General features: G+C 56.4%; 28 protein-coding genes. 11 read left to right on the top strand and 17 right to left on the bottom strand.

Annotated elements, in window-relative coordinates:
• Positions 1-46 precede the first annotated feature (46 nt).
• The 4 genes from flhC to otsB form a co-directional block, all read right to left on the bottom strand.
• Positions 47-625: a flagellar transcriptional regulator FlhC gene (gene flhC / locus D7S44_RS08280; RefSeq protein ID WP_120453787.1), complete on the bottom strand. Its 579-nt coding sequence runs from the start codon at positions 623-625 to the stop codon at positions 47-49.
• Positions 626-976, bottom strand: coding sequence for a flagellar transcriptional regulator FlhD (flhD, locus tag D7S44_RS08275; protein WP_120453785.1), 351 nt, complete (start codon positions 974-976; stop codon positions 626-628).
• A 972-nt stretch (positions 977-1,948) separates the two neighbouring features.
• On the bottom strand, positions 1,949-3,385 hold the full coding sequence (otsA, locus tag D7S44_RS08270) for an alpha,alpha-trehalose-phosphate synthase (protein WP_120453783.1): 1,437 nt from the start codon (positions 3,383-3,385) through the stop codon (positions 1,949-1,951).
• Positions 3,386-3,390: 5 nt separating this feature from the next.
• On the bottom strand, positions 3,391-4,170 hold the full coding sequence (gene otsB / locus D7S44_RS08265) for a trehalose-phosphatase (protein WP_120453781.1): 780 nt from the start codon (positions 4,168-4,170) through the stop codon (positions 3,391-3,393).
• A gap of 492 nt (positions 4,171-4,662) precedes the next feature.
• Between otsB and pdxK the strand changes: the two genes are divergently transcribed.
• On the top strand, positions 4,663-5,505 hold the full coding sequence (pdxK, locus tag D7S44_RS08260) for a pyridoxine/pyridoxal/pyridoxamine kinase (protein ID WP_120453779.1): 843 nt from the start codon (positions 4,663-4,665) through the stop codon (positions 5,503-5,505).
• Positions 5,506-5,565: 60 nt separating this feature from the next.
• On the top strand, positions 5,566-6,387 hold the full coding sequence (locus D7S44_RS08255) for a substrate-binding domain-containing protein (protein WP_120453778.1): 822 nt from the start codon (positions 5,566-5,568) through the stop codon (positions 6,385-6,387).
• A gap of 60 nt (positions 6,388-6,447) precedes the next feature.
• Here the strand turns inward: D7S44_RS08255 and D7S44_RS08250 are convergent, their stop codons facing one another.
• Positions 6,448-7,008, bottom strand: a complete 561-nt coding sequence (locus tag D7S44_RS08250; RefSeq protein ID WP_371315478.1) for an NlpC/P60 family protein — start codon at positions 7,006-7,008, stop codon at positions 6,448-6,450.
• A 152-nt stretch (positions 7,009-7,160) separates the two neighbouring features.
• Complete coding sequence (locus D7S44_RS08245) at positions 7,161-8,072, bottom strand: LysR family transcriptional regulator (RefSeq protein WP_120453776.1); 912 nt, start codon at positions 8,070-8,072, stop codon at positions 7,161-7,163.
• Between the two features lie 116 nt (positions 8,073-8,188).
• Here D7S44_RS08245 and hpxD point away from each other — a divergent pair, with 116 nt between their 5' ends.
• From hpxD to msrA, 4 genes are all read left to right on the top strand, one after another.
• On the top strand, positions 8,189-9,220 hold the full coding sequence (hpxD, locus tag D7S44_RS08240; protein WP_120453775.1) for a molybdenum cofactor-independent xanthine hydroxylase subunit HpxD: 1,032 nt from the start codon (positions 8,189-8,191) through the stop codon (positions 9,218-9,220).
• Positions 9,221-9,233: 13 nt separating this feature from the next.
• On the top strand, positions 9,234-10,199 hold the full coding sequence (locus D7S44_RS08235; RefSeq protein WP_120453773.1) for a PDR/VanB family oxidoreductase: 966 nt from the start codon (positions 9,234-9,236) through the stop codon (positions 10,197-10,199).
• A 41-nt stretch (positions 10,200-10,240) separates the two neighbouring features.
• Positions 10,241-10,807, top strand: a complete 567-nt coding sequence (locus tag D7S44_RS08230; RefSeq protein ID WP_167456961.1) for a flavin reductase family protein — start codon at positions 10,241-10,243, stop codon at positions 10,805-10,807.
• 92 nt (positions 10,808-10,899) lie between these two features.
• A complete protein-coding gene (gene msrA, locus D7S44_RS08225; RefSeq protein ID WP_120453771.1) occupies positions 10,900-11,433 on the top strand; it encodes a peptide-methionine (S)-S-oxide reductase MsrA in 534 nt (177 codons plus the stop codon).
• Positions 11,434-11,500: 67 nt separating this feature from the next.
• Here msrA and D7S44_RS08220 read toward each other — a convergent pair whose 3' ends face one another.
• From D7S44_RS08220 to D7S44_RS08180, 10 genes are all read right to left on the bottom strand, one after another.
• A complete protein-coding gene (locus tag D7S44_RS08220; protein WP_120453769.1) occupies positions 11,501-12,583 on the bottom strand; it encodes an acyltransferase family protein in 1,083 nt (360 codons plus the stop codon).
• Between the two features lie 421 nt (positions 12,584-13,004).
• Entirely contained in the window at positions 13,005-13,130 is a 126-nt protein-coding gene (locus tag D7S44_RS23990; protein WP_272867889.1) for a hypothetical protein, read from the bottom strand.
• A 32-nt stretch (positions 13,131-13,162) separates the two neighbouring features.
• Complete coding sequence (gene tcyN, locus D7S44_RS08215) at positions 13,163-13,915, bottom strand: L-cystine ABC transporter ATP-binding protein TcyN (RefSeq protein ID WP_120453768.1); 753 nt, start codon at positions 13,913-13,915, stop codon at positions 13,163-13,165.
• Complete coding sequence (gene tcyL / locus D7S44_RS08210; RefSeq protein WP_120453766.1) at positions 13,912-14,580, bottom strand: cystine ABC transporter permease; 669 nt, start codon at positions 14,578-14,580, stop codon at positions 13,912-13,914. Before tcyL ends, tcyN begins: the two co-directional genes overlap by 4 nt.
• Positions 14,580-15,380 carry a cystine ABC transporter substrate-binding protein gene (gene tcyJ / locus D7S44_RS08205; RefSeq protein WP_120453765.1) on the bottom strand — a complete coding sequence of 267 codons (801 nt, stop codon included), beginning with the start codon at positions 15,378-15,380 and terminating at the stop codon, positions 14,580-14,582. The genes tcyL and tcyJ overlap by 1 nt, the downstream gene beginning before the upstream one ends.
• Before the next feature lie 107 nt (positions 15,381-15,487).
• The gene (locus tag D7S44_RS08200; protein ID WP_120453763.1) at positions 15,488-16,474 is read right to left on the bottom strand and encodes a D-cysteine desulfhydrase; all 987 of its coding nucleotides are present in this window, start codon (positions 16,472-16,474) and stop codon (positions 15,488-15,490) included.
• A gap of 323 nt (positions 16,475-16,797) precedes the next feature.
• Positions 16,798-17,301, bottom strand: a complete 504-nt coding sequence (gene fliZ, locus D7S44_RS08195; protein ID WP_048785856.1) for a flagella biosynthesis regulatory protein FliZ — start codon at positions 17,299-17,301, stop codon at positions 16,798-16,800.
• Between the two features lie 49 nt (positions 17,302-17,350).
• Positions 17,351-18,073, bottom strand: coding sequence for an RNA polymerase sigma factor FliA (locus D7S44_RS08190; RefSeq protein ID WP_120453761.1), 723 nt, complete (start codon positions 18,071-18,073; stop codon positions 17,351-17,353).
• A gap of 144 nt (positions 18,074-18,217) precedes the next feature.
• On the bottom strand, positions 18,218-19,183 hold the full coding sequence (locus D7S44_RS08185; protein WP_120453759.1) for an HNH endonuclease signature motif containing protein: 966 nt from the start codon (positions 19,181-19,183) through the stop codon (positions 18,218-18,220).
• Between the two features lie 166 nt (positions 19,184-19,349).
• Positions 19,350-20,633: a FliC/FljB family flagellin gene (locus tag D7S44_RS08180; RefSeq protein WP_120453757.1), complete on the bottom strand. Its 1,284-nt coding sequence runs from the start codon at positions 20,631-20,633 to the stop codon at positions 19,350-19,352.
• A 338-nt stretch (positions 20,634-20,971) separates the two neighbouring features.
• On the opposite strand from D7S44_RS08180, the gene fliD reads away from it, so the two are divergent.
• The 4 genes from fliD (at position 20,972) to amyA (ending at position 24,772) form a co-directional block, all read left to right on the top strand.
• Complete coding sequence (gene fliD, locus D7S44_RS08175; protein WP_120453755.1) at positions 20,972-22,393, top strand: flagellar filament capping protein FliD; 1,422 nt, start codon at positions 20,972-20,974, stop codon at positions 22,391-22,393.
• 18 nt (positions 22,394-22,411) lie between these two features.
• Positions 22,412-22,822: a flagellar export chaperone FliS gene (gene fliS, locus D7S44_RS08170; RefSeq protein ID WP_120453753.1), complete on the top strand. Its 411-nt coding sequence runs from the start codon at positions 22,412-22,414 to the stop codon at positions 22,820-22,822.
• Complete coding sequence (gene fliT / locus D7S44_RS08165) at positions 22,822-23,190, top strand: flagella biosynthesis regulatory protein FliT (RefSeq protein WP_120453751.1); 369 nt, start codon at positions 22,822-22,824, stop codon at positions 23,188-23,190. Before fliS ends, fliT begins: the two co-directional genes overlap by 1 nt.
• Positions 23,191-23,290: 100 nt before the next feature.
• On the top strand, positions 23,291-24,772 hold the full coding sequence (amyA, locus tag D7S44_RS08160) for an alpha-amylase (RefSeq protein ID WP_120453749.1): 1,482 nt from the start codon (positions 23,291-23,293) through the stop codon (positions 24,770-24,772).
• Positions 24,773-24,821: 49 nt separating this feature from the next.
• Here amyA and yedD read toward each other — a convergent pair whose 3' ends face one another.
• Positions 24,822-25,298, bottom strand: a complete 477-nt coding sequence (gene yedD / locus D7S44_RS08155; protein ID WP_120453747.1) for a lipoprotein YedD — start codon at positions 25,296-25,298, stop codon at positions 24,822-24,824.
• A 194-nt stretch (positions 25,299-25,492) separates the two neighbouring features.
• Between yedD and D7S44_RS08150 the strand changes: the two genes are divergently transcribed.
• A complete protein-coding gene (locus tag D7S44_RS08150) occupies positions 25,493-25,816 on the top strand; it encodes a DUF6388 family protein (protein ID WP_033749791.1) in 324 nt (107 codons plus the stop codon).
• Positions 25,817-26,009: the final 193 nt, after the last annotated feature.

The raw sequence follows: 26,009 nt of genomic DNA, 5'->3' as shown, positions 1-26,009 counted from the left end.
GCGGGGGATACCCGCTGCTGGATGACTTTCCACGATGCGAACAAACTTAAACGGCGTGTTTAACCTGTTCATCCAGCAGTTGTGGAAAGGTATCGGCAGAATCTGCAGAAAGTTTACGTCTTTTTACCGCACGTGATGGCGGCTGGCACAGGCTGCAGACAAAGCTGCCGACCGGCTGATGCGCATGATTGATAAAACTGCCTTTGCAGCTTTTGCAGTCATCCAGTTCCAGCATGCCACTTTCAACGAATCGCACCAGGGTCCAGGCGCGCGTCAGCGCCAACAGCGGGCCCTCGTCCGATTGCGGACACTGCTCAAGATAGAGGCGGTAAGCTTTAATCACCGCATCGACGCCGGTTGCCATGCCTGTTTTCAGCATAAACTGCCAGGCGTTGCAGAACATAGAAGCGTGAATATTTTGCTCCCACGTCATAAACCAGTCGGTAGAGAACGGCAGCATGCCTTTCGGCGGCGGGCTGCCGCGCAGCTCTTTATAAAGTTTAATCAGACGGCCACGGCTTAACTGAGTTTCGCTTTCCAGCATTTGCAAACGTGCGCCCAGCGAAATTAATTCCATGGCGAGCTGAATATCGCGCGCTTCCTGGACAATGCTTTTCTCTGACATTTACATCGCCCTCTTTTTCGCCGGCGCTTCTTCTTTAGAAACATTACGCAGCAAACGGCTGGATAATAAAATTCCGGTGTGGATTTGTTGTAAATCATCCACGCGGGATTCCTGCGTCAGTCGATTAATAATGTTGTGATCGTTAAAGCGAAACTGACAAACCAACTGGTTGGTTTCCGCTAACTTTACCATTTCAGGCAGAGTTAATTGCGACAATGCGTTAGCCATCTCTTCATCAATTCCGAGGCGAAACATTGCAGAAGCTTTTTCCTGGTTAATTAATCGCTGTGCAAGCAGTAAATAAGACAGGTTGATATCATAAATATGTTTAAGTAAATCAGATGTACCCATTTTTTCCATCCTGACAGACGCGACGTTAGAGCATCGCAGAAAAAACCCTCTGCGCTTCGGGTTGCTGGTTGTTAAATCTAAAGATGGCAAAAATTTACAGCCAAAAACCAAACGTACTCTGAAGTCTGCTTTATGTCTTTAGCGACATATTTACAGCGTTAGTCAAAACCCCAGGGCCATTCTTTTTTAAATTATTGCGCTCTTCCGTGACGTCTCTTTACATTTCTTTAAGACTATTCCTAAAACAACGCAAATCTATCCCGTCTGATTTGCACATACAACGACAGGAATGTGAAATTTTAGATAAAGCGTGATCTACATCACACTTTTAAGGCAAATTTTTTCCCCAACCCTTCAGTTCCGCTTTTACTTTGTCTGTTTTTTGTTCAATTTTGCTTTATTTCACTTATATTTCGTCCTAGAAATGGGCTTATTCCCCTTATGAACAGAATGTATCCCCTGGGTGGTGGCTCAGACGATCTATTATCTTTAACATTGCGCTTACCACCCTATAAGCAGCCAGACCGAGCCTATACGGCAGCACAAAACTCTAAAAAAGGCGGTCACCAACTATTTGAAAATTAATCACTTAGGGCAAATATTTCCTGTGGTGAGTAAACGAAGCGTAAAGAGAGGCAGCGAAGAACCGGCGCATTTCAGCAACGAATCGTTAACGCTTAACAATGGACGTAAAGCCGGGGACAGTAGATGTAACAAGGGGTTACATTAGAGATATGAATGAATGGCGGATTTGACACTTTTATGACTTCCAACTATCGGCATCTCGCCGCCAGACTTTAGGCCTGCGTGTACAAAAAAAGCGTTTTTTTGCATGAATGATGGATAAAGCAACAAATGCCGCTCTGTGTCGGGGTTTAGCGATAAAGGGATGCTTTAGCGAGGCTGGAGAGAATGAGGCGGTAACGGGATAAAGAACAAACGGCGGCCCGTATCGACAGGCCGCCGTGACAATCAGGCGAGTTTAGGGAAGGTCGCCACTTTATTGACTGTACTGTGATCTTCGCTACGCGGCGGAATAGCCCACAAATCTTTCAGGAAGCTCTCACGCCAGTGCGTAATATCATTCTTACGCAGAACCGCCATCATGTCGTTGTAGCGCGAAATACGCTCTGTACGCGGCATGGTCAGCGCCTTATTCAAGGCCGCTGCCACTTCGTCGCGATCGTATGGGTTGACGATCAGCGCCGAAGTCAGCTCGTTGGCGGCACCGGCAAAACGCGACAGAACCAGCACGCCCGGATCGTCCGGGTCCTGCGCGGCGATATACTCTTTCGCCACCAGATTCATGCCGTCGCGCAACGGCGTTACCAGCCCGACGTCGGTCAGGCGGAAGATCTTCATCAGCAAACGACGGTCAAAGTGCTGATTGAGGTAGTAGAGCGGCGTCCAGCCCAGCGTGCCGAACTTACCGTTGATGCGCCCCGCCTCGGTTTCCAGCTGATGACGAATATCCTGATAGGCCTGCACATCTCCGCGCGAGGTCGGCGCAATCTGCGAATAGCGGATTTTGCCGCGATGCTCCGGGAAGTTTTCCAGCAGCGCTTCATACGCCAGGAAACGCTCCGGCAGCCCTTTCGAATAGTCGAGGCGCTCACAGGCAATGATATTTTTCGCATCGCCCAGTTCGCGTTTCATCGCCGCCATTTTGGGCGGCAGCGGACCTTCGGCCATCTCTTTGATGCTGTCCGGCTCGATACCGATAGGATAGACCTCGGTCATAAAGGTATTGCCGAAGGCGCGGTGCTTCTTCTCGCCTTTATTCTGCAGCTGCGTCAGCTGGCTCAGACAGTCGAGGAAAGCCACACGATCCGATTCTGTCTGGAAACCCAGCAAATCGTATTCGCACAGCATCTCGAGCAGCTCTTTATGCGGAGGCAGCGCGTTGAAAATTTCCGGCGTTGGGAACGGAATGTGCAGGAAGAAGCCAATGCGGTTATTAATGCCCTGCTTACGCAGCGCAGCAGCGAACGGCAGCAGATGATAATCGTGGATCCACAGGGTGTCGTCCGGCTTAATCAGCGGCTTCAGGCGCTGTGCCAGCATCTCATTGACGCGGCAGTAGCCGTCCCAGGCTTCGCGCTGGAACTGCACCAGATCGAGACGGTAGTGGAACGCGGGCCAGATTACGGTATTGGAGAACTGACAGTAGTAGAGATCGTAATCGTTCTGGCTCAGCGGCAGCGCGGCGTAGGAGATGCCGTCATGTTCTGCCTGTACAAGTTCGTCTTCCTCTTCTCCGGAAAATTCGCTGATTTCCCCGTTCCAGCCAAACCACAATCCTCCGGTGGTTTTGAGCGCGTCAAGAATGCCGACGGCGAGGCCGCCTGCGCTGGCTTTTTTCCCATCAGGAATGGCTACTCGGTTAGATACGACCACTAAACGACCCATAACCTTTACTCCTTACCGACGTTGTCTTGTTTTATTTGTAATAGTAATCGCTCCAGCCACGCATAAACCGCCTCGACGTCTGACAGTCGATAGCGTGCCTGACTGGAACCTTGTCCAACCTTTACGGAAATGCCCTGCATGGCGTTTACAGCGATGAATCCTTTCTCATCCGTCAGATCGTCTCCGACAAATACCGGGATTCGACCGGTAAAAGGCGCTTCGCGCATAAAGGCGCGTACGGCTTCGCCTTTATCTACTCCCTGCGGTTTTATCTCCACGACGCATTTTCCCGGCTGAAGCGTCAGTGCCGGGAAGCGCTTCACGACCTGTTCGGCCAGGTCGAGTACATCCTGCTCATGCTGCATCGCCTGACGGTAATGCAGCGCGAAGGCCATACCCTTAGCCTCGAGTAGTGTGCCTGGCCAGCGCGCCATCGCCTCTTGCAACTGCTGCTGCAACGCCTCGGCGACTTCCGGCTCCAGACTGATTTGGTGCAGCTCGCCCTGCGCATCGCGACGCTCAGCGCCGTGTACGCCTGCAGCGGGCGCGATAAGGGGCGCGGCCAGCGCGTCGAGCTGCGCAATCGGCCGGCCCGATACCAGCGCCAGCGCGCCGTGACAAAGGGATGACAGCTGTTGCAGCTGCTGACGTACGTTTTCCGGAATGAAAACCGCGTCAGGCTGCGGCTGAATAGCGGCAAGGGTGCCGTCTACGTCAAAAAAGAAGGCATAAAGACCGCCGCTTAGCGCAGGAAGCGAGGCATGTTCATTCGCCGCTTGGGTCACGTGTCTTCTCCTGTTGTTGATTCGGGCGCGTCCGATTCGCGGCTTGTCAGGTCAGAGGCCTGGCTCGTCAACGCGCCATAGAAAGTAAGATGTTTTAGCGAGGGTGATCGTCTGCGGACCAGACAGCCGGAACGGCTGAGCATGGGTTAACGTGCAGGGCAAAAACTGCGGATACCAGCAAAAAAATTCGGATAGAACGCCACTACGTTTTAAAACCTTCACAGACATATCAACCTGACTGAAAACATCGTCGCGATTAAGTGTAGTCGGCCTTGTCATATTTGCCAGTTGTGCGGCATTTTTTGCGTATCCGCAGCCGATTATCCTGTTTTCGCCGCGGCCCTTCCCCTGTCGCTATCCCCCGTCATACCCGAGCTGTCAGCATTAAGGGAAGCGGCAGAAAAAGCGTGCATCCCGAGGAAGCAGGCGCTCGCCGCAACCCGCTGCAAGCGCTGTATACTGGGGCAATGGAGTGCTAACAAGGAGAGCAGTATGTTTCAGGTATCCGACGCCGCGGGCGGCGAAATTATCGATGTTATCTCTGTTCAGTCTCAGGTTGTTTATGGCAGCGTCGGCAACAGCATCGCCGTGCCCGCGCTGCGTCGCCATGGGTTACAGGTGGTGGCGGTGCCTACGGTGCTGCTGAGCAATACGCCCCACTACGCCAGCTGCTACGGCGGCGAGATCCCTCAGCCCTGGTTCGAGGGCTACCTGACCGCGCTGGCGGAGCGCAACCTCGACAGCGCCGTGCGCGCCGTCGTGCTGGGTTATCTGAAATCGACCGATAAGGCGGTGACGCTGGCGCGCTGGCTGCGGCTGATGCGCGAGAAAAATCCCCAGATGCCGGTGATTATCGATCCGGTGCTGGGCGATGACGACAGCGGTTTCTATGTCGATCCGCAGCTGGCGACGCACTATCGTGAACAGCTTGCGCCGCTGGCGACAGGGCTGACGCCCAACCGCTTTGAGCTGGGCTGCCTGTGCGGCGCGCAGCTGGAGAGCGACACGGAGATTATTGACGCCGCGCGCTCGCTGCTCGGCGCGCGCACCGAATGGGTGGTGGTGACCAGCGCCACGCGCGATGAGGCGCGTCGCAGCATGCAGGTGTTCTGCGTGACGGCGAAAGAGACCTTTATCACCGAGCATCCCCATTACGACAACCCGCCCAAAGGCACCGGCGATCTCTTTACCGCTGAACTGACCGCCGGCCTGCTGGACGGGGTGCCGCTCAATAAAGCCGTTGAGCAGGCGAGCCTGTTCGCCCAGCAATCGGTGCTGGCGACCCGCACGCTGGGCATGCGCGAACTGCAGCTGGCGCGCGCAGAGGCATTGTGAAACCCGGGCGATTTCCTTTATGGTACAGAGACCTCTACTCACCTTAACAGGGTCTTCTGAATGTATAACAACACCTGTAAAACAGTCGGCGTGCTGAGCACGGATTTCAGCCATCCGCAGACGGCGGCGCTGCTGCAGGAAGTTAACCGGCAGCTTAACGCGCGCGGCTGCGCGGCGCTGCTGGTCGACGCCGCAGCGGACGATCGCGCGCGGCAGTTGGCACCGCTGCTGAGCGCCGCGATTCACCTTTCCGGTCGCTTCAGCGCTGCGTTTTGCGCCGCCGCCGGACAGATTCCGCTTATCGCGCTGGACGAGTTGAATCTGGATGGCTTCGCCGCCGGCGCGGAAATGGGTCAGCTTCTGCTGGCGCAGGGCCACCAGCGTTTCGGTTATCTGCAACAGGCGACCTGCGCCGATCCTGCGCGCATTGACGGCTTCAGCAGCGCCCTGGCTGCGGCGGGCAAAACGGTGGATCAGCACTTAACCGCAGCGGGGTCGGGAGATGACCGCGACAGCGGCTATCAGGCGATGATGCACTATCTGAAGCGCGCCCGCGCAGCGGAGCGTATTCAGGCGCTGTTCTGCGATAACGATCTGCTGGCGTTTGGCGCATTGCAGGCGGTGCGCGATTTCGGTCAGGGCGCGCACGTCGCCGTTGTCGGATTCGGCGACAGCGACGAGGCGAGCGCATCGACGTGGCATCTGACCACCTGGGCGCAGCCGCGCGCGTTGCTGGTTACGGAAGCGCTTAATCGCCTGCTGCTTAATCGCACGGAGGAAGATGGCGCCTGGCGTCGCGGCGAACTGCGCGTGCGCCACTCTCATCAGGGCAAAGCGGTACTGGGCGAAATGGGCCAGTGCGGCTGCGCCATTCGCCACTAATTAAAAAGCCCGCCTGTTGGCGGGCTTTTTACCACTGAATCGCTCATCGCGACGGCGCGGTTACTGACGTGCCAGCGCTAAGCCGCTGCCCTTATTGAGGGTAATCTGCGCGTTATACTCTTTCGGCAGTCGCCGCGCCTGATAAAAGACTTTTTGCCAGTAAGGATTGTCGAGCGCTGAACGCACGACCCCCTGACTGACCGAAGCATGGAAGAAGTGCTGGTCAGTATCATAGAAGCCGACATGCATACCGCCCTTGATGCGGAAAAAAACCAAATCGCCCGGCTGCAGATCGCGCGGGGCGATGCGTTTGCCCATCTTCAACAGTTCCGTGGTAGTAACGCGATCCATCGGCAGGTTGAAGCGGTCTTTCAGGGTTCGCCAGACAAAACCTGAGCAGTCGACGCCGGAAAGTTCGGTACCGCCCCACTGATATTGCGTGCCGTGCCAGGTGTGCATCTGATCGTGCAACGCCGCCACGACCGGAATGAGATCGGGCTGATCGCCCATGCTCCCATCGCTGACCTGCGTATCGTTCTGTGCGGATGTATCGGTAGAATGACGGGAACAGCCGCCAAGCAGAAAAGCAGAGGCTAACACAAGCGTCAGCAGAGGTCGCAGAGTCATCATCGTGTAAGGTGAAACCCTAAGCAGGTTGGCGTGGTAGAGGACTTATAGCCTAATTACGGTTTCCACTAAACCTGCCAGGATGCCGCTTTACGTTAATTTACAAAAAGTGCGTTATTCGCTGATTTTAAGACAAATACTGGCGCTCAGCGCGGCGCGCCCAATGACTCGATAACGCCGGTCAGCTGCTGGATAACCTGCTGAGCGGCGCGTGACAGCTGCCGCGCCGGCGCGCAACATAATGCCAGCGTCAGAGGCCTGACGTTACTGTCGCGCAGCGGCACAAAGCTGAGCACGCCCCGCTCTACCTCATCCATCACGTCCAGCAGACTTAACATGCTGATGCCGCTGCCCTGCCTGATCAGCGATTTGATCAGGCGAATGTCGTTACAGGTGATCACGTTTTCCGGCTGCAGACTATGGCGACGGTAAAGCATCTCAACTCGCTCATGCACCACCAGTGGCGGGCCGGGAATAATATGCCGCTCGGCACTGAGCTGGCCGGTAGAGAGCGTATCGCGCCCGCTAAGCGCATGCCCGGCGGGCAACACGACGCCAATCGGCAGCTCTGCAAAGGCCATCACGCTCAACCCCGCCTGCCCCTGCGGATCCAGCACCAGCCCGGCATCCAGCTCCGCCAGCCGCACCTGCTCGCTAATCTGCGCGCTGTCATGCACGCTGAGATCGAGGCGCAGCCAGGGGTGCGTCTGCGCTATTTGCGACAGCGCATCGGCAATCGCCCCTTCGTTCAGCGCCTGAATCAGGCCGAGACTGACGTGCCCGCGCCGCAGTCCCTGTATCTCATCAAAACGCTGGCGGGTACGCTGATATTCCCGCTGCCAGCGACGCAGATCGTCCAGCAGCAGCTCGCCCGCGCTGGTCAGGCGCATACCGTCCGGCAGCCGCTCAAACAGCCGCATGCCAAGCTCCTCCTCCGCCTGCAGGATCTGCCGGTTAATCGCTGAAGCGGAGACGTGCAGCTGTTCCGCCGCCTTGCGTAAGCTGCCGCTGCGCGCCAGCTCCAGGAAATAGTGTGAGAAGCGTGAAAAGGGAAGCATGGGGAACCTGTACTGTTTAACGCAACACCTGACTGAAAAAACGATGATGGATCGTTGCACCCTGCTCTGTCCACAATGATCGCATCGCCCCCTTACTTTTCAGAAAGGTCATCGCCATGAAACAACCTGCGCCTCCGGCCCATTGCACGTTTGAACCCGACGACTGGTTGCGACTGGCGCGCTGCTGGCATCCGGTGGCGCGTCTCTGCGACGTGGGCCCCTCGCCGATGAAAGCGGTACTGCTTGACGAGCAGCTGGTGCTCTATCGCATTAATGAGCAGATCGTCGCCGCGAAAGATGTTTGTCCGCATCGCGGCGTGCCGCTGACGCTCGGCTTTCACGACGATCACGGCATTATCTGTCCTTATCACGGTCTCCGCTTCGGCGAGGATGGCCGCTGCAACCGCATTCCCTCCAGCCCCAGCCAGCCGGTGCCCGCCAAACTCAATCTCATCAGCTTTCCGGTAGAGGTGCGTTTTGGACTGGTCTGGGTCTGCCTGGCGCCGGACGCCGACAATCCTGACGCGCTGCCGCAAATGCCGCACTGGCACGACGCTGGCTTCCAGCAGATCAACTGCCCGCCTTTTGACGTCGCCGGGTTTGCCGGACGTCAGGTGGAGGGGTTTCTCGACGTGGCGCATTTCGCCTGGGTGCACAGCGAAACCTTCGCCGACCCAGACAACCAGGAAGTTCCGCCCTACAACCCTGTCGAGACGGAGTATGGCTTTGCGGTTGACTACTGGAGCTCCGTATCCAACTTTGCGGCAGGTTCGGATCAGCAGGCGCCGGAAGGCTTTCAGTGGCTGCGTCATTTTGAGATGTATTTGCCCTTTACCGCCACGCTGACGGTGCATTTTCCCGACGCGGCGCGGCTGGTCATTATGAATGCCGCCTCGCCAGTCTCGGCGCGCAAAACGCGTATGTTCGCGCCCATCGCGCGCAACTTCGACCTGCACATACCGGTTGAGGATGTACACGCCTTTAACCACCGCGTGTTCGAAGAAGATCGTCTGATGGTGGAGACGCAGATGCCAGAACGTTTGCCGCTCGATCTGACGCTGGAGGCGCATATCCCGGCCGATCGCAGCTCTATCGCCTACCGTCGCGGCCTGAAGAAGCAGGGGTACGGCGAATTTTTCCTGGTCTAGCGAGGTAAATGAGATGACAACCTTTACGGTGATTGTCGATGGTCTGTCGCGCCAGGGACGTCATGCCGTTGCGCTGAGCCTGGTGCGCGACGACGGCGAACCACTGCCGCGCTGGGAAGCAGGCGCGCATATCGACCTGCAGCTGGGCAACGGCATGGTGCGGCAATATTCGCTGACCGGCTCGCCCATGCGCCAGGATCGCTATCTGATCTGCGTCGGGCTGGCGGCCGATTCGCGCGGCGGCTCGCGCTATATTCATCAGCAGCTGCGCCTGGGCCAGCGGCTCACGATTTCCGCGCCGCGCAATCTTTTTCCGCTGGTGGCGGCGCAGCGGGTGGTGCTTATCGCCGCAGGCATCGGCCTGACGCCGCTGCTGGCGATGGCGGCGCAGCTCGACGCCGACGGCGTCCCTTTTTCGCTGCACTACTACGTGAAGCAACGCCAGGACGCCGCCCTGGCGCGCCATCTGCTTCATCCCTTCCGGCACGGCTATGGTGAAATCCTGTGCAGCGCCGAGGGCAAGAGCCCGCGCCAGCACCTGCCCGAGCCGCTGCGCGCGCCTGTGAGCGGCGCGCATCTCTATCTCTGTGGCCCGCAGGGCTTTATGACGCATCTGCAACAGCAGGCGCAGGCGCTTGGCTGGCGCGCAGAGCAGGTGCATACAGAGGCCTTTAGCGCTACCCTCCCGCCGTCCGCGCAGGAAAACGGCGAGAGCTTTACCGTCACGCTGGCCTCCACCGGCGCCAGCTGGCCTGTGCCTGCGGATAAGACTATCGCCCGCGTGCTGCTGGAGAATGGCGTTGATGTGCCGCTCTCCTGCGAAATGGGGCTGTGCGGTGCCTGTCTGACGCCGGTGCTGTCAGGCGAGGCGGACCACCGCGACACCGTCCAGTCGGAGGAGGAAAAATCTGCGCCGCGTCAACAAATCGCGCTCTGCTGTTCGCGCAGCCGCAGTAAAGCGCTGGTGATCGACCTGTAGCTTCTACACTTAATGGCATCGCCCCGAAACAAGGAAATGCCATGAGTCCACGTCTGCACAAAACCGCCTTTCCGGTCAGCAAGGCGCGCAAATATCTGGAGCCAGGCCCGGTGCTGCTGCTCAGCTCGCAGTTCGGCACGCACAGCGACATCATGACCCTCGGCTGGCATACGGTACTGGAGTTTTCGCCGTCGCTGGTCGGCTGCATGATCTCCAGCATGAACCACAGCCATGCGCTGATCCGCGACAGCGGCCAGTGCGTGCTGAACGTACCCTCGGCGGATCTGATTGATAAGGTCGTCGCTATCGGCAACAGCCACGGCGACAAACTGGATAAGTTCGATGCCTTCGATCTCACTCCCGGGCCTGCCAGCGTAGTGAACGCCCCGCTGATTAACGAGTGTTTCGCCAGCTTTGAGTGCCAGCTCTATGACGATTCAATGGTGGATAACTACAACCTGTTTATTTTCGAAATCGTGAAGGCGCATGTCTCTGACGAGCCGGAGTTTCCTCCTACGCTGCACTATACCGGCGAGGGCCGCTTTACCATCATGGGCGACCGCGTGCTCGATCGCAGCGGGCAGTTTAAACCGGAGATGCTGATTTAGCGTCTCGCAAACAAATCTCGCCATGCGCAGGTTGAAAAGGATCGCCGCCGTCCTTACTCTCTCTTACTCGACCTCGACAGGAGTTAAGCATTATGGCAATCGAATACGCAGTGATCGCAGGCGGCTGTTTCTGGTGTACCGAAGCGGTTTTTAAAGATGTGATCGGCGTGGAGTCGGTTGAAAGCGGCTATACCGGCGGTGCGCGCCCAAACCCGACCTATGAGCAGGTATGCAGCGGCGCGACCGGTCATGCAGAAGCGATTCGCATAGGGTTCGACCCCGAAAAAGTGAGCTATGGCGATCTGCTGGATATCAGCTTCGCCACTCACGATCCTACCCAGCTTAACCGCCAGGGCAACGACATCGGCACGCAATATCGTTCTGCCATCTTCCCGGCTACGCCGGAGCAGGAAGCGGAAGCGGTCGCCGCCATTGCGCGCGCGCAGCAGGACCATCAGGATCCGGTGGTCACGACTATTGAACCGCTGAAAGAGTGGTATCCCGCCGAGGCGTACCATCAGGACTACTGGGACGGCGCTGGCCAGCGCAACGGCTACTGCATGGCGGTGATCCCGCCGAAACTGCAGAAGCTGCGCAAAAGCTTCGCTAACCGCGTAAAGAGTTAAGCCAACAGCGGGCCTGAGGCCCGCTGCGCTGTGTTCGACATCAGCCCCGCCTGCGCGGGGCTTTTTTTCAGGCTGTGGAGCGGGCGCGCTTCAGCCCGATCAGCGTCGGGAAGATAAACAGCGACTGCCCCAGACCGCGATTGGTCACCGACCACACCGCTACCGAACAGAGCGAACAGAGGCCGACTATCGCCACCGGATAGAGGCAGGCCCACAGAAAGGAGAACCAGGCCTGTTCAAACAGATGATGGCGCTGGGCGAACAGAATCGCCGACATGCCGAAGAACTCAATGAAAATGCGGTGAATGACGTAGATTTGTAGCGTATTACGCCCTATCCAGTTCATAAAGCGCATGCTGAAGCGTTGATTGAGCCAGCGGCAGACCGCCACGCTCACCAGCACCGCGATGATGCACATAAACAGGCTCTTATCGAGGCCGAAAATAACATGGATGCCAGCAAGCGCCGCCAGTATCGCCCAGGGCGTCCAGTTTTCACGACGCCACTCGCTCAGGCGCAGCATTACCGGGCTCCAGAATACGCCCAGCAGGAAGAACACAAAATATTGCGCGACGCTCTGCGGCCCCCACATGGGAATAATTTTTTCGACAGCAAGATAATTAAGGATCACGGCGATCGCTAACAGGGCCACTTTATGCTGGCGGAATATTTTGGCGCAGAGGAAATATAAGCCAAGCCCGTAAAGATACCAGGAGGTGCTCATCGCCATAAAGGTGAGCTTTAAAAATTCAAACAGCGAACCGGCATAGGCGGCGTTCAGGTTTTGAGAAATACGCTGCCCGGTAATTTCAGTCGAGATGCCGGTAATAGACCACCACTGAATAAAGCCCCACAGAATGTAGAGATAGAAAAGATTGGTGATACGGCTGGTAAAGACCTGCTTCCAGGGGCGGTTTAGAATGCCGTTGGTGGCCAGCAGTCCCGATACGAAGAAAAAGGCGGGCATACGTAACGGCGACAGCACAGTATTAAACTGCACCCACATTTCCGCCGGTATCCAGCCGGCAGAGAGATACTTCAGGGTGCCTTCAAAGCCGGGCAATACAGTGTGATATAGCACGACCAGCAGTATGCAGGCGCCCTTTAGGGTATTGATCCATGATATTTCATCTGACTTGATGTTGCTCATGATTTGACTCCTGCTGTGTAGGTCAGAAATTTAAAGCGGAAAGAAAAAAGGGAATGACACTTTTAGGATTATCTGGCGATTATTCGCTATTCCCTTGCTACTGACTCTAGCGAAACTCTTAAAAATATTGCGCTGGCCCTGAATTAACAATCCTTTACGCGTTTCGCTTTTTCTTTACTTTCAGGATGCACGCTATTTTTTAGTTAGCTGTTAATGACTAAACAGGCAGAGTGGGAATTATAATGCTCGTTATTTGCCGGGGTAAATAGGAGTAACCCTAATGCAGAAAAGCCAGATATTGATATATTCAAAGCTGCAATAATTAAAGACTTTGCACCAGATTGTTTAAGCGTGAATAAATAATTGTGTTAACGCGCGGGAATAATAGCGGCCAGGCACTTATCTTTGCCTTCCGCACCTGTTACAACGCGGCACGCGTGACCGCTGAGCCAGGATGGTCAGGATGGTCAGGATGGTCAGGATGGTCAGGATGGTCAGGATGGTCAGGATGGTCAGGATGGTCAGGATGGTCAGGATGGTCAGGCACAGCAGATATACGCCTCCGCAGAGGCGTATCCATTACTGATTAAGAAATTTATCAAGGAACTGGCGAGTACGCGCCTGCTGCGGGTTGCTGAACAACGCTTTCGCCGGGCCTTGCTCAACGATGCGGCCCTGATCCATAAAGATCGCCCGATCCGCCACGTCGCGGGCAAAGCTCATCTCATGGGTGACGATGACCATGGTGCGTTTCTCCTGCGCCAGCGCGCGGATGGTGTTGAGCACCTCACCCACCAGCTCGGGATCGAGCGCCGAGGTCGGCTCGTCAAACAGGATCACCTGCGGACGCATCGCCAGCGCACGGGCGATGGCGACGCGCTGCTGCTGGCCGCCAGAAAGCCGACGCGGGAAACTGCTCTCCCTGCCCTGCAATCCGACTTTCTCCAGCAGCGCGCGGGCGCGCGCCTCAGCTTCCCCTTTGGGTTCGCCTTTAACGATGACCGGCCCTTCAATAATGTTTTCCAGCACCGAGCGGTGAGGAAACAGATTGAAGTTCTGGAAAACAAAGCCGACCTGCTGGCGCAGCTGACGCACCTGCTCTTTCTGCTTCGTCTGCGCCAGCCTGGCGTCGATAGCGATCTCCCCGACTTTGATGGTGCCGCTGTCTGGCGTCTCCAGCAGGTTGATACAGCGCAGCAGCGTCGTTTTCCCTGACCCGCTGGGACCGATAATCGCCACCACTTCGCCCGAGGCGACCTCCAGGTCGATGCCGTGCAGCACTGTCTGGCCGTTGAAGGTTTTCACCAGTCCGGTGATCTCAATGGCGCTCATTTCGCCTCCTCATCCTGACGATTGACCCGTTTTTCCAGCCGGTTTTGCAGCGCCGACAGCAGCGTCGCCATTACCCAGTAGATCAGTGACGCCGCCAGGTACATGGTGAAAACCTCCAGCGTGCGCGAGGTGATCAGCTGCGCCTGACGGAACAGCTCCGGCACCTGAATGGTCGCCGCCAGCGAGGTATCCTTCACCAGGCTGATAAAGCTGTTGCCGAGCGGCGGCAGCGCCGTACGCGCCGCCTGCGGCAGGATCACCCGGCGCAGCGTCTGCCAGCGGGTCATGCCGATACTTGCCGCCGCTTCCCACTGGCCGCGCTCAATGGCCGCAATCGCGCCACGCAGCGACTCCGAGGCGTAGGCGGCGGTATTGAGCGACAGGCCAATCATGGCAGAGGGAATGGGATCGAGTTCGATGCCGAACTGCGGCAGGCCGTAGTAGATCATAAACAGCTGGGCGATCAGCGGCGTGCCGCGAAAGACCGAGACGTAAAAACGGGAGAGCAGGCTAACCGGCCAGAAGCGCGACAGCCGCATCAGCGCCAGCACGAAGCCCAGCACCAGGCCGAAAAACATGCCGCCGATGCTGAGCTGTAGCGTAAAGAGCGCGCCTTTTAATAAAAAAGGTGCTGAATCCAGCACCAGTTTGAGACTTTCCTGCATTACTTAGTCACATCCGCGCCGAACCATTTTTCAGACAGTTTGGCCAGCGAGCCATCTTTCTGCATGGCAGCGATCGCCTGATTGACTGCGTTGAGCAGATCCTCGTTGCCTTTGCGCAGCGCCACGCCGGAGGCGAGACGTGAGAATGGCGCGCCCGCTACCGCCATGGTATCGCCGGTTTTCTTCACCAGATCCAGCGCGGCCAGACGATCGACCAGGATCGCATCCAGACGGCCAGAGCGCAGATCCTGATATTTAGTCGGGTCGTCATCATAAGTACGAATATCGACCCCTTTTACGTTGCTGCGCAGCCACTGCTCATAGTTGGTGCCCAGGCCAACGCCGACTTTTTTACCCGCCAGATCTTCCGGCTTGTTAATGGTGCCCGCTTTGGCTTTCATCGTCAGCGCCTGCACGCCGGAGATGGTATAAGGCGTGGAGAAGTCATACTTCTTCTGGCGCTCGTCGGAGATGGTCACCTGATTGATCACCACGTCGATGCGTTTAGAATCCAGCGCCGCCAGCATGCCGTCCCATTTGGTCGGCTGCAGTTTGGCTTTTACACCCATATGCTGCGCCAGCTGCTGCGCGAACTCTACTTCGAAGCCGGTCAGTTTGCCGTTTTCATCCTGAAAGCTGAACGGCGGATAGGTTCCTTCCAGACCAACGCGCAGCTCACCTTTGTCTTTGATCTGCGCCAGCAGGTTTTCCGCTGCGTGCGTTTTGATGTTAACGCCGACAATTAGCGCCGCCGCCATCACGCCCATCGCCAGATGGCGACCAACACGAGAAAAAATCATATCTACCCCATTTATTAGTATGTGATGTGTGTTGTCAGGCAGCGCTTACGCGCCGCCCGGTACTGCTTCAGTAACTCGCGCAGTATAAACGTTTTTTTTCCGACTGCTCAGACCGAAGGATGATAAGCAAATAACGCTGGCGCACCGCCGGTATGCACAAAGAGCAGCGGACCTTCGCGACGGAAGCGGTTCTGGCTGATACCGTCCAGCAGGCCGGCCATCGCTTTGCCGGTGTAAACCGGATCGAGCAAAATGCCTTCCAGGCGGGCCAGCAGTTTGACGGCTTCCATCCCCTCTTCGTTTGGTTCGCCGTAGCGTGGTGCAAAGTAGTCGTCCCACAGCGTAACGGGCGCGGTGCTGGTCAGTTCCAGCTTGCCGATCAACTGCTGACGCAGGCTGTCTACCACCGGCAGCTGCTGCTCCGTTTTACGCGAAACGGTAACACCGATCACCTCCGTTTGCGGCAGCAGCTGCTCCAGCCCGACCGCCAGCCCGGCATGGGTGCCTGCGCTGCCGGACGCCACCACTACGGCGGCGTAATCGACTACGCCTTCGCTCTGATGGGCAATTTCCTGCGCACATTCGATATACCCCAGCGCGCCCAGCCAGTTCGAGCCGCCTACCGGAACGACATAAGGACGAAAACCCTGCGCTTCAAGGCGTTCCGCCTGCGCCGCCAGCTGCGCCGCCGGATTGCTCAGCGCCTCTACCAGCACGATTTCACAGTCGAAGAGATCCAGCAGCAGTCGATTGCCGTTGCTGAGGTAGTTTTCCGCCTCGGTGCCAATTGGGTTTTCCAGTAGCGCGACGCACTTCAGGCCAAGCTTTGCCGCGACGGCGGCGGTCTGACGTACGTGGTTAGACTGGATAGCGCCCGCCGTCAGCAACACGTCAGCCCCTTCGCGCAGCGCATCCGCTGCCAGGAACTCCAGTTTGCGCAGTTTATTTCCGCCAAGGGCGATCGGCGTGACATCGTCACGTTTGATAAAAATATCGCGACCGACATAGTCAGAAAGGCGTGGCAGATGCTCCAGCGGGGTCGGCGCGCCGAGCAGCTCAAGGCGTGGATACTGGTGAAGATGATGTAAAGACAATGCGGCCTCCAGGGCTGTCACAGTAATCTTTACAGTGTTGCAGAAGTTGCGCGAAGGATCATCTGCCTTCGCGCGTAAAAGAAGAGGTCACCTGATGCTTACGCATTTTTAAGCGGCGGTCTGCCGCACGGGGACATACTTATGACTATCGCACAACCGCTCCCTCGTAACAGGAACGGCTTCCCGTCGGTACAGGTTGCGCTGCCTGCTTCGCAGATAACCGCCTGGCTAAGTGCGCCGCGGCGGCATACTGAATGCTTCGCTGGTCTCTCTGACGCGTCCCCACCTGAGCGGAGACGATCAGCGTGCCAGCGCTTCGGCAGCTAGCTGCGCTGCCACCCCAAAAACTGGTCATATTTGCGCAGCGCGATGCGGTAGTTATTATTGCCCGCATCAGGCAGATCATTCTCCAGGCACTCATGCCAGCTGTTGCCGCTTAAGCGGTCAGCCGGGAAATTTTTGGCCTTAAGCATATCGTCCAGACGACGCAGCCGTACCACATATTCGCGGATAGTGCTGTGGCTCATTTCCGTCTGCTCAAACAGGTACTGCTTGAATGCCATAATGTCGAAGTAATTAGGATGCGTATTGCAAAAAATATCACTACAAAAACGGCACAGCGCGGTCAGTTCTGGCTGTAATTTCAGCCACAGCTGCTCATCAATCATCTGGTCCATGCGCGCAATGGCCTCTTTATTGATGATCTGACCGCGAAAGACCAACGCCATGCGGTCCAGCACTTTGCCACAGTGTGAACAGTGGCTCTGGCTATGTTTGTAGTCTTTAAGATAACGGCTTAAAGGTCTGGCTTTGGATTTGGCTCCCATTGCTGAGTCCCCGGTTTTATTATTTTTAGATCGCCAGGAACTGAAGCCGTCAGCGCGCTCCCGTAAGTCGGGCACGCAGGCGTTTTATCGCCTGACTGTGCAGTTGACTGACGCGTGATTCGCCCACGTCGAGTACCGCTCCAATCTCTTTCAGGTTCAGTTCTTCCTGGTAGTACAGTGTCAGCACCATTTTTTCGCGATCGGGTAAGGCTTCGATCGCTTCAATGACGCGTTCACGCAGATTCCCTTCAAGTAGCTGATGCAACGGGTTGGCCTCTTCATGCCCTTCCGTGACCAGCTCCGCGCTGTCGCCGTGTTCTTCTCGATACTCGTCGTAGGAGAAGAGCTGGCTGTTATTGGTATCCAGCAAAATTTGCCGGTATTCTTCCATCGAAACATTCAGCCGATCGGCTACTTCCTGCTCGGTGGCTGCACGCCCCATCATCTGCTCGACCTGATGCATCGCACCCGCCACTTCGCGTGCGTTACGTCGCACGCTGCGCGGCGCCCAGTCACGGCTGCGAAGCTCATCCAGCATTGCGCCACGGATGCGCTGCACGGCGTAGGTGGTGAATGCTGTCCCCTGCAGAGCGTCGTAACGCTCCACAGCATTCAGCAAGCCAATGCCACCGGCCTGCAGCAGATCGTCTAGCTCAACGCTGGCTGGCAGACGAACCTGCAGACGCAATGCTTCATGGCGCACCAGCGGGACGTAGCGCTGCCAGAGCGAATGTTTATCCATCACGCCTTCGGCGGTATAGAAATCGTTCACGTTGACTACCCTGCGTTAATGAAGTTATCGGCAGGATTATCCAATTCTGTAGGGGGGATTGATTGGGTGAATAGGCGGGCAAAAGCGAGGTTATTTCATTTTTGTTATGTCAGAGAGCGGATTGTTCCGCTCCCATAAGGGCGCTTAACCCAACGCGCTCAGCCGCTGCCGCGTGGCGAGCGGAACCGCCTCCCACAGGGCGCAGACCTGCCCCTCCAGCGCCTGGTAATAGGGGCTAATGCTTTGCTGGATTTCTGCGTCAGGATGGAAACGTATCTGCCCTGAATCACCATCGATGCTTATCATTTTATTGATAAACAGACGCTGCAAATCGCTGCGCAGGAACAGGCCATTATCGACGCTGTTGTCCGCCAGGCCGCCCTCCTCATTTTGCCGCCTGTCGATATGGCACGCCTCTACCCAGGGCCAGCTGTGACGTTCGGTAAGACGCGTGCCGGTTATGACGCAGCCGCCGTAGCGCGCTTTAACCGCCGCCAGAAACTCCGCCTGGCTGGCGCGCTGCAATACACTGGCTTTGACGCGCCGCCCGACCTCCATGCCCGCCATCACCGCCGTTGGCACCTTATGCTGCGGCGTACTCAGCACCACAATAAACTGGATGCGGCGCGAAAGCGGAAAACAGGGATGCATCTGGGGATCGAAAAGCTGCCAGTACGCCTCGTTCTCATCCTCGCGCATCAATACCAGCTGATAACCGCGGCTGGCGAGCAGGTTCTGCGCGGCGGCGGAGTGGGGATCGATCATGGCGTAGACCCGGCTCTCGCCCATGACCTGCCAGAGATTGTCGCGCTGCGCCTCGCTGCGGCGAAAATAGGCGAACGGCTCCTGCGACTTCAGGTAGTGCTCGAAACGGCGCAGGTAGTTTTTGCGTTCGTTATCGTCGGAGATAAACAGGAGATCTTCCAGCGAACTGTTGCTCTCTTCACCGGCGAAGATCGCGCGAATGCGTAGAGTACGGTGGCTGGTGGACGGGCTCAGCAACCCGCGCACGGTAAGCGCCTTTTCGTCGGGATGCTGCTGCGCGTAACGCAGCGCGATCTCGTCGAAGGCCAGCTGCTCGCCGGGTAACAAGTCATAATTGAAGCGCATAGACACTCCAGAAAAAGAAAAATCGGGCTAAAAAAGTTGTGATGTTCTGTAGGAAGTTATCGGCAGCGCGGCGAGGATCTGTAACAGGATGGTGACGGATTCGCTGCTTTTCAGCCATAAAAAAACCCCGCCGAAGCGGGGTTTCAGGTCGTTCACCAGAGGGCGATTAGCCCTGCAGCAGAGACAGAACCTGCTGCGGAACCTGGTTAGCTTTCGCCAACACGGAGTTACCAGCCTGCTGGATGATCTGTGCTTTAGACATGTTTGAAACTTCGGTCGCGTAGTCAGCATCCTGAATACGAGACTGTGCTTCAGACAGGTTAGTCGTGGTGTTGTTCAGGTTAGTGATAGCAGAGTCCAGACGGTTCTGCACCGCACCCAGGCTTGAACGGAAGGTATCCACTGAAGAGATAGCCTTGTCCAGCAGTGCCAGCGGGTTAGAAGTCGCTGAACCAGTGTGCAGGTTGGCGTTGCTAGCAGAAGCGATGTCGCCGATGTTGCTGGCTACGGCAGTGGTACCCGTTGCGCCGCCATCTACGATTGCGCCTGCAGCCGTGTTGTAATCTTTGCCCTGAACGGTGACATAACCCTGCGCAGCGCCAGTTGAATCAGCACCTACTTTAACGAACTGACCAGACATGGTACCCGCGGTCACGCCGTTTGCAGTGTCGGTGTATGACACGTCGGTGGTGTTCAGAGAAACGTTACCAGTGGTATCGTCTACTGATACTGCATAGTTGTCGCTGCCTGAAGAGACGACGTAAGTAGAGGTCGCCGCACCCGCTGCAGTCTGCACGTTTTTCAGTGACAGTGAGCTTGCGTCCACTTTCAGTGCAGTAGCAACGCTTGACAGGTCAACATTTTTCAGAGAACCGCTAGCACCTACCTGAGTAATGGCATCGCTGGTTTTCAGCGCGTTTTTAGAGACGCTGAAACCGCTCAGGCCTAAAGTAGATGAGTCAATTTTCTTCAGGTCGATGTCGATGGTCTGGCCATCGTTAGCGCCAACCTGGATAGACATTTTGCCGTCTTTAGCCAGTACGTTCACGCCGTTGAACTGAGTCTGACCAGATACGCGGTCAATTTCGTCCAGACGTGATTTGATTTCGTCCTGGATTGAAGACAGGTCGGAATCAGAGTTGGTGCCGTTCTGTGCCTGTACGGTCAGTTCACGTACACGCTGCAGGTTGTTGTTGATTTCTGACAGCGCGCCTTCAGTAGTCTGCGCAGCAGAGATACCGTCGTTGGCGTTACGTGAAGCCTGAGTCAGGCCGTTGATGTTAGAAGTAAAGCGGTTGGCAATTGCCTGACCAGCAGCGTCATCTTTAGCGCTGTTGATACGAAGACCAGAAGACAGACGCTCGATAGAAGTAGACAGAGCGGACTGGTTCTTGTTGATGTTGTTCTGAGTGATCAGCGAGAGGCTGTTGGTATTAATGACTTGGGCCATGATAAATATTCCTGTTAATCAAGTCTTTCGGTTAAGGTGTGGGCTTCAACCCGCCGGCTTCAGCGCCGTCAAAGTTGTTATCGTCTGCCCTTAAACAACCTTTAGAATTTTTTTAGTACCAGGTGAAATTTTTTTCCTTCAACCTGTCACGCTTATCTTTATCGCCCTCGCCTGCGACTTCTTTAGAAGAAAATCTCCCTTTTTCTAGCCTTAGAAATACCCTTCTCTATATGCGCTATTCCCTTTATCGCGCCGGCAGGAATAACTTTAAACTTTCCCCATTCGCCGCCGATAACCCCGGTATTCACTCTCCGTGTCGACATGATAAGGAAACAAGCATGGCAAGTATCTCTACCCTGGGTATCGGTTCAGGCCTGGATTTAAGCAGTATTCTTGACAGCATGCAGACGGCGGAAAAAGCCGCCCTGACGCCGATCTCTAACCAACAGTCTTCTTATACCGCCAAGTTGAGCGCCTACGCGACGCTGAAAAGCGCGCTGACCACCTTTCAGACGGCGAACACCACGCTGAATAATGCGGACCTGTTCACTGCCACGACGGCGACCAGCAGCTCCAGCGCATTTAGCGCCACTACCTCTGGCAGCACCGTGGCGGGTAAATACACCATCAGCGTATCGCAGCTGGCGCAGGCGCAGACCCTGACCTCAGCGGTACAAAGCAGCAACACCACGGCGCTGGGCGACAGCTCGGTCAGCAGCCGCACGCTGAGCATTGCGCTGGCAGACGGCTCCAGCAAAGATATTACGCTGACCAGCGACCAGACCTCGCTGACCGGTATGCGCGACGCTATTAACGGCGCCGATGCAGGCGTTACCGCCAGCATTATCAAAGTCGCGGACGGCAGCTACCGCCTCTCCGTCACCTCTGATAAAACCGGTTCGGATAATGCCGTCAGCAGCATTAAAGTTACCGGCGACAGTACGCTGCAGGGCATTGTCGGCTACGACGCCAGCGCCAGCAGCAATGCGATGACGGAAAGTGTGACGGCGCAGAACGCCAAGCTGACCGTTAACAATATCGCTATCGAAAACAGCAGTAACACCATCAGCGACGCGCTGGAAGGCATTACGCTGAACCTGAGCGACACCACCAGCGGCAACCAGACGCTGACCGTCGCCACCGACACCTCTAAAGCCAGCAACGCCATCACCAGCTGGGTGTCGGCCTATAACACACTGCAGGACAGCTTCTCCAGCCTGACCAAATATACCGCCGTCGATGTGGGCGCCAGCTCGCAGGACAGCAGTAACGGCGCGCTGCTGGGCGACAGTACGCTGCGCACTATCCAGAGCCAGCTGAAAAGCCTGCTGACCAACGCCTCCAGCTCTTCCACCTTTAAAACCCTGGCGCAGATCGGCGTGACTACCGATCCCACCACTGGTCAGCTGGATCTGGACTCCAGCAAGCTGAACACCAGCCTGACCTCGAATATGGCGGGCGTGAAAGAGATGATTATCGGTGACGGCAAAACCACCGGCGTCGCCACCACTGTCGCCAGCAACCTGACCAGCTGGCTCTCCAGCACCGGCATTGTGCAGTCGGCGACTGATGGCGTCAGCAAGACGCTGAACGACCTGACCGCGCAGTACAACAAGGTAAACGACCGCATTACTGACACCATTGCGCGCTTAAAAACCCAGTTTACCCAGCTCGACGTGGTCATGAGCTCGCTAAACCAGACCAGCAGCTATCTGACGCAGCAGTTCGATACGTCAAGCAGCTCCAGCTCCAAGAGCTGATTTTACTAAGGAGTGATCATGTACACCGCAAACGGCACACAGGCCTATGCAAAAATCGGCGTCGAAAGCGCCGTGATGAGCGCCAGCCAGCAGCAGCTGGTGAATATGTTGTTCGAAGGCGCGCTCAGCGCGCTGGTACGCGCTCGTCTGTTCCTGCAGGACGGCAACATTGAGGGCAAAGGTCTTTCCCTCTCTAAAGCCATTAACATTATTGAAAACGGGCTCAGGCAAGGTCTCGCAGAAGAGAGCGGCGATGAGCTCACCACCAACCTGCTTTCGCTTTACGCCTATATGGTGCGGCGCCTCCTTCAGGCGAATTTACGTAATGACGTGGAGGCCATTGTTGAGGTCGAAGCGCTGCTGCGTAATATCGCTGATGCCTGGAAGGAAGTTGCCCAGCCTCAACCTCTGATTCAGGACGCCGTTTAATGATACTAGCACCGCAACTGATTACCATTTACCAGCAGTTACTCGATCTCAGCCAGCAAATGCTGCGTCTTGCGGCCGAGGGCGAATGGGATGATTTGATCAAAAAGGAAGTTGATTACGTCAGCGCGGTGCAACGGCTGGCGCGATCGACCGAGGCTGCTTCGCCTTCTGCGCAGGCGCAGGAGCAGCTGCGTCCGGTACTGCGCCATATCCTTGATAATGAAAGCGAAGTGAAGCGCCTGCTGCAGGAGCGCATGAACGAGCTTTCAACGCTGGTTAACCAGAATACCCGCCAGAAATCAGTGCTCAACGCCTATGGCAAACAGGGCAGCGTGATGGTGCCGATGGAAAACCAGCCCCTCTCCTGATTCTGAAACGCACCGCGAAGAACAAAAGAGTTGTTCTGCCGGTGCGTCTTTTTTTGCGTCGTGCTCCATACTTGCTTTTTTTCCCGCTGGAGCGCAGCAGATGCACAATCCGACGTTATTGCAATTTTTCCACTGGTATTACCCGGACGGCGGCCAGCTTTGGCCTGAAGTCGCCGAAAAAGCCGCCTGGCTGAGCGAGATCGGCATCACCATGGCCTGGCTGCCGCCTGCGTATAAAGGCGAATCGGGCGGCTATTCCGTGGGTTACGACAGCTACGATCTTTTCGACCTGGGCGAATTCGAACAGAAAGGCAGCGTCGCCACCAAATATGGCGACAAGCAGCAACTGCTGGCTGCGGCGGACGCCCTTCGCACACACAACCTCGGCGTACTGCTGGATGTGGTGGTCAACCATAAAATGGGCGCGGATGAGAAAGAGCGCGTGCGCGTCAACCGCGTCAATCCCGATAACCGCGACGAGATCAGCGAAGAGGTGATCGAGTGCGAAGCCTGGACGCGCTTCAGCTTTGCGGCGCGTGCGGGTAAATATTCAAAATTCATCTGGGACTATAAGTGCTTTAGCGGCGTCGACCATATCGAAAACCCGGATGAGAACGGCGTTTTCAAGATAGTTAATGACTACACCGCCGACGGCTGGAACGATCAGGTAGACAGCGAGCTGGGTAATTTCGACTATCTGATGGGCGCGAATATCGATTTTCGCAACAACGCCGTACGCGAAGAGCTGAAGTACTGGGCGCGCTGGGTTATGCAACAGGTGCCCTGCACCGGGTTTCGTCTTGATGCGGTGAAACATATTCCCGCCTGGTTCTATAAAGAGTGGATCGAACATATTCAGGAGGTCGCCGACGAGCCGATGTTTATCGTCGCCGAATACTGGTCGTTCGAGACTGACAAGCTGCTGGAATATATCCAGCAGGTAGACGGCAAAACCCTGCTGTTCGACGCGCCGCTGCATCTGAATTTCCATCAGGCGTCAACGCAGGGCAGCGACTACGATCTCAGCCAGGTTTTCGCTAATTCACTGGTACAGGCCGATCCCTGGCATGCGGTCACGCTGGTCGCCAACCACGACACTCAGGCGCTGCAGTCGCTGGAAGCGCCGGTAGAAGCCTGGTTTAAGCCCCTTGCCTATGCCTTAATCCTGCTGCGTGAACAGGGAGTGCCAACGGTGTTTTATCCCGATCTGTTTGGCGCCAGCTATGAAGATGAAGGCGGCGACGGCGGGACGCATCGCGTCGAGATGCCTGCTATTGCAGAACTGGAGGCGTTGATTCGGGCGCGTCAGCTTTACGCCTGGGGGGCGCAAACGGATTATTTCGATCATCCCAACTGCGTGGCGTTCAGCCGCAGCGGCACCGCTGAGCAGCCGGGCTGCATTGTGATTATGTCGAACGGCGACGAAGGCGAAAAAAACGTAGCGATGGGAGAAGGCTTTGCCGGTAAAGCATGGCGCGACTATTTAGGCCATCGCGAAGAGACGATTACCGCGGATGAACAGGGTAGCCTCGTCGTGCGCTGCAACGGCGGCAGCGTCAGCGTCTGGGTAGTGGCAGAGTAGCGTTAAGCGCCTTATTCCGTCGCGTCTGACGGAATAAGGCGTGGTGCCATTACTGTTTTTTTTCGTTCGCCCGCGTAATGTCGGACTTCAGGATGTCCGGCTCGATATTCTGGATCACCGCCGCTTTCGGCTGTCGGGCCACTTCAGCCAGCGCCTGCTGACACTCTACCGTCGGACGTTCAACCCGGCGCAGCGTCAAACCGTCATAATGCAGTTCGCTTCCTTCCAGCACCAGTGGCATGACGCGCGACTGGCGGTTGACGTTAACGTAGTCGCCGCTGAGGCGCGAAAGTTTGCCCGGTTTGGCGATAACACGCATCCACTGACGGCAGTCCAGCGTGCTGCCGTCTGCATTCACAATCAGGCTGCCCAGCGCCTGATCGCTGCGTAAGCCGCTCTGCGGGCCGACGGTTTGCCAGTTGCCCTGCAGGCTGGCGGGGGCGGGCGTCTGCACCGCATCCTCATAGCTGTTAATTTGCGCACAACCGGCCAGCGCCAGCGCGGCCGTCAGCATCCACTTTTTCATCGTTAATCCCTGAGATCGCTTCAATGGCGGCTAAGTTATAATTTTTCGCCTGCTTTCCGCAAGCAATCTACGTTCTGCTTCGCGCCGCGCGAAGACTTTTTTTCTTCCGCTTCTCTCCGGAACGGCGTCCTGACAAGCCCAGGCCGGTGAGTTACACTGGCGCGCTGCACCACAATAACTTTTCAGGAAACTTTATGAAAACGCCAGAAGCCTATTACGCGCAGGCGCGCGAGATGTTCTTTACCGCCCACGCCGATTTTCAGGCCGCGCTTGATGAGCTGACAGAAAGCGATGCGCGCCACGCCAATATGTCGCTGCGCCAGCTGCGCGAATGGCATGCCGAACGCATTTATGCTGCCTTTTTGCGTCAAAAAAACCTTGATGGCATGATATTTTCTATCCAGCTTGCTGAGCCGGATAAAGCCGTGGCCGCTGAAGCGATTGAAAACTACCTTAAATCTCATGCGGAATCGCTGGGTATGACCTGGGAAGAGTTCTGCATTAAGAACGAACTCTGACTTGCCGAGAGCGGCAACACCTCCAACCAGTAAAATAATTCAGGATTAAATTGTACAAGCTCGCAAAACTTGTATAAGTTTACTTCACGACTTCGGTCGTGATTGTCCTTGAACGAATGGTGCGCTTGCACCGCCTCTGGAGGTGTTGCTGGATTTCCACCTCCAGAGGTTTAATTTTTTTATCCTGCTGCAA

It is taken from the genome of Pantoea piersonii, from assembly GCF_003612015.1.
Lineage (GTDB): Bacteria > Pseudomonadota > Gammaproteobacteria > Enterobacterales > Enterobacteriaceae > Pantoea > Pantoea piersonii.
Note: the sequence above shows the minus strand (reverse complement) of the source record. Positions and strands in the feature narration are given on the sequence as shown.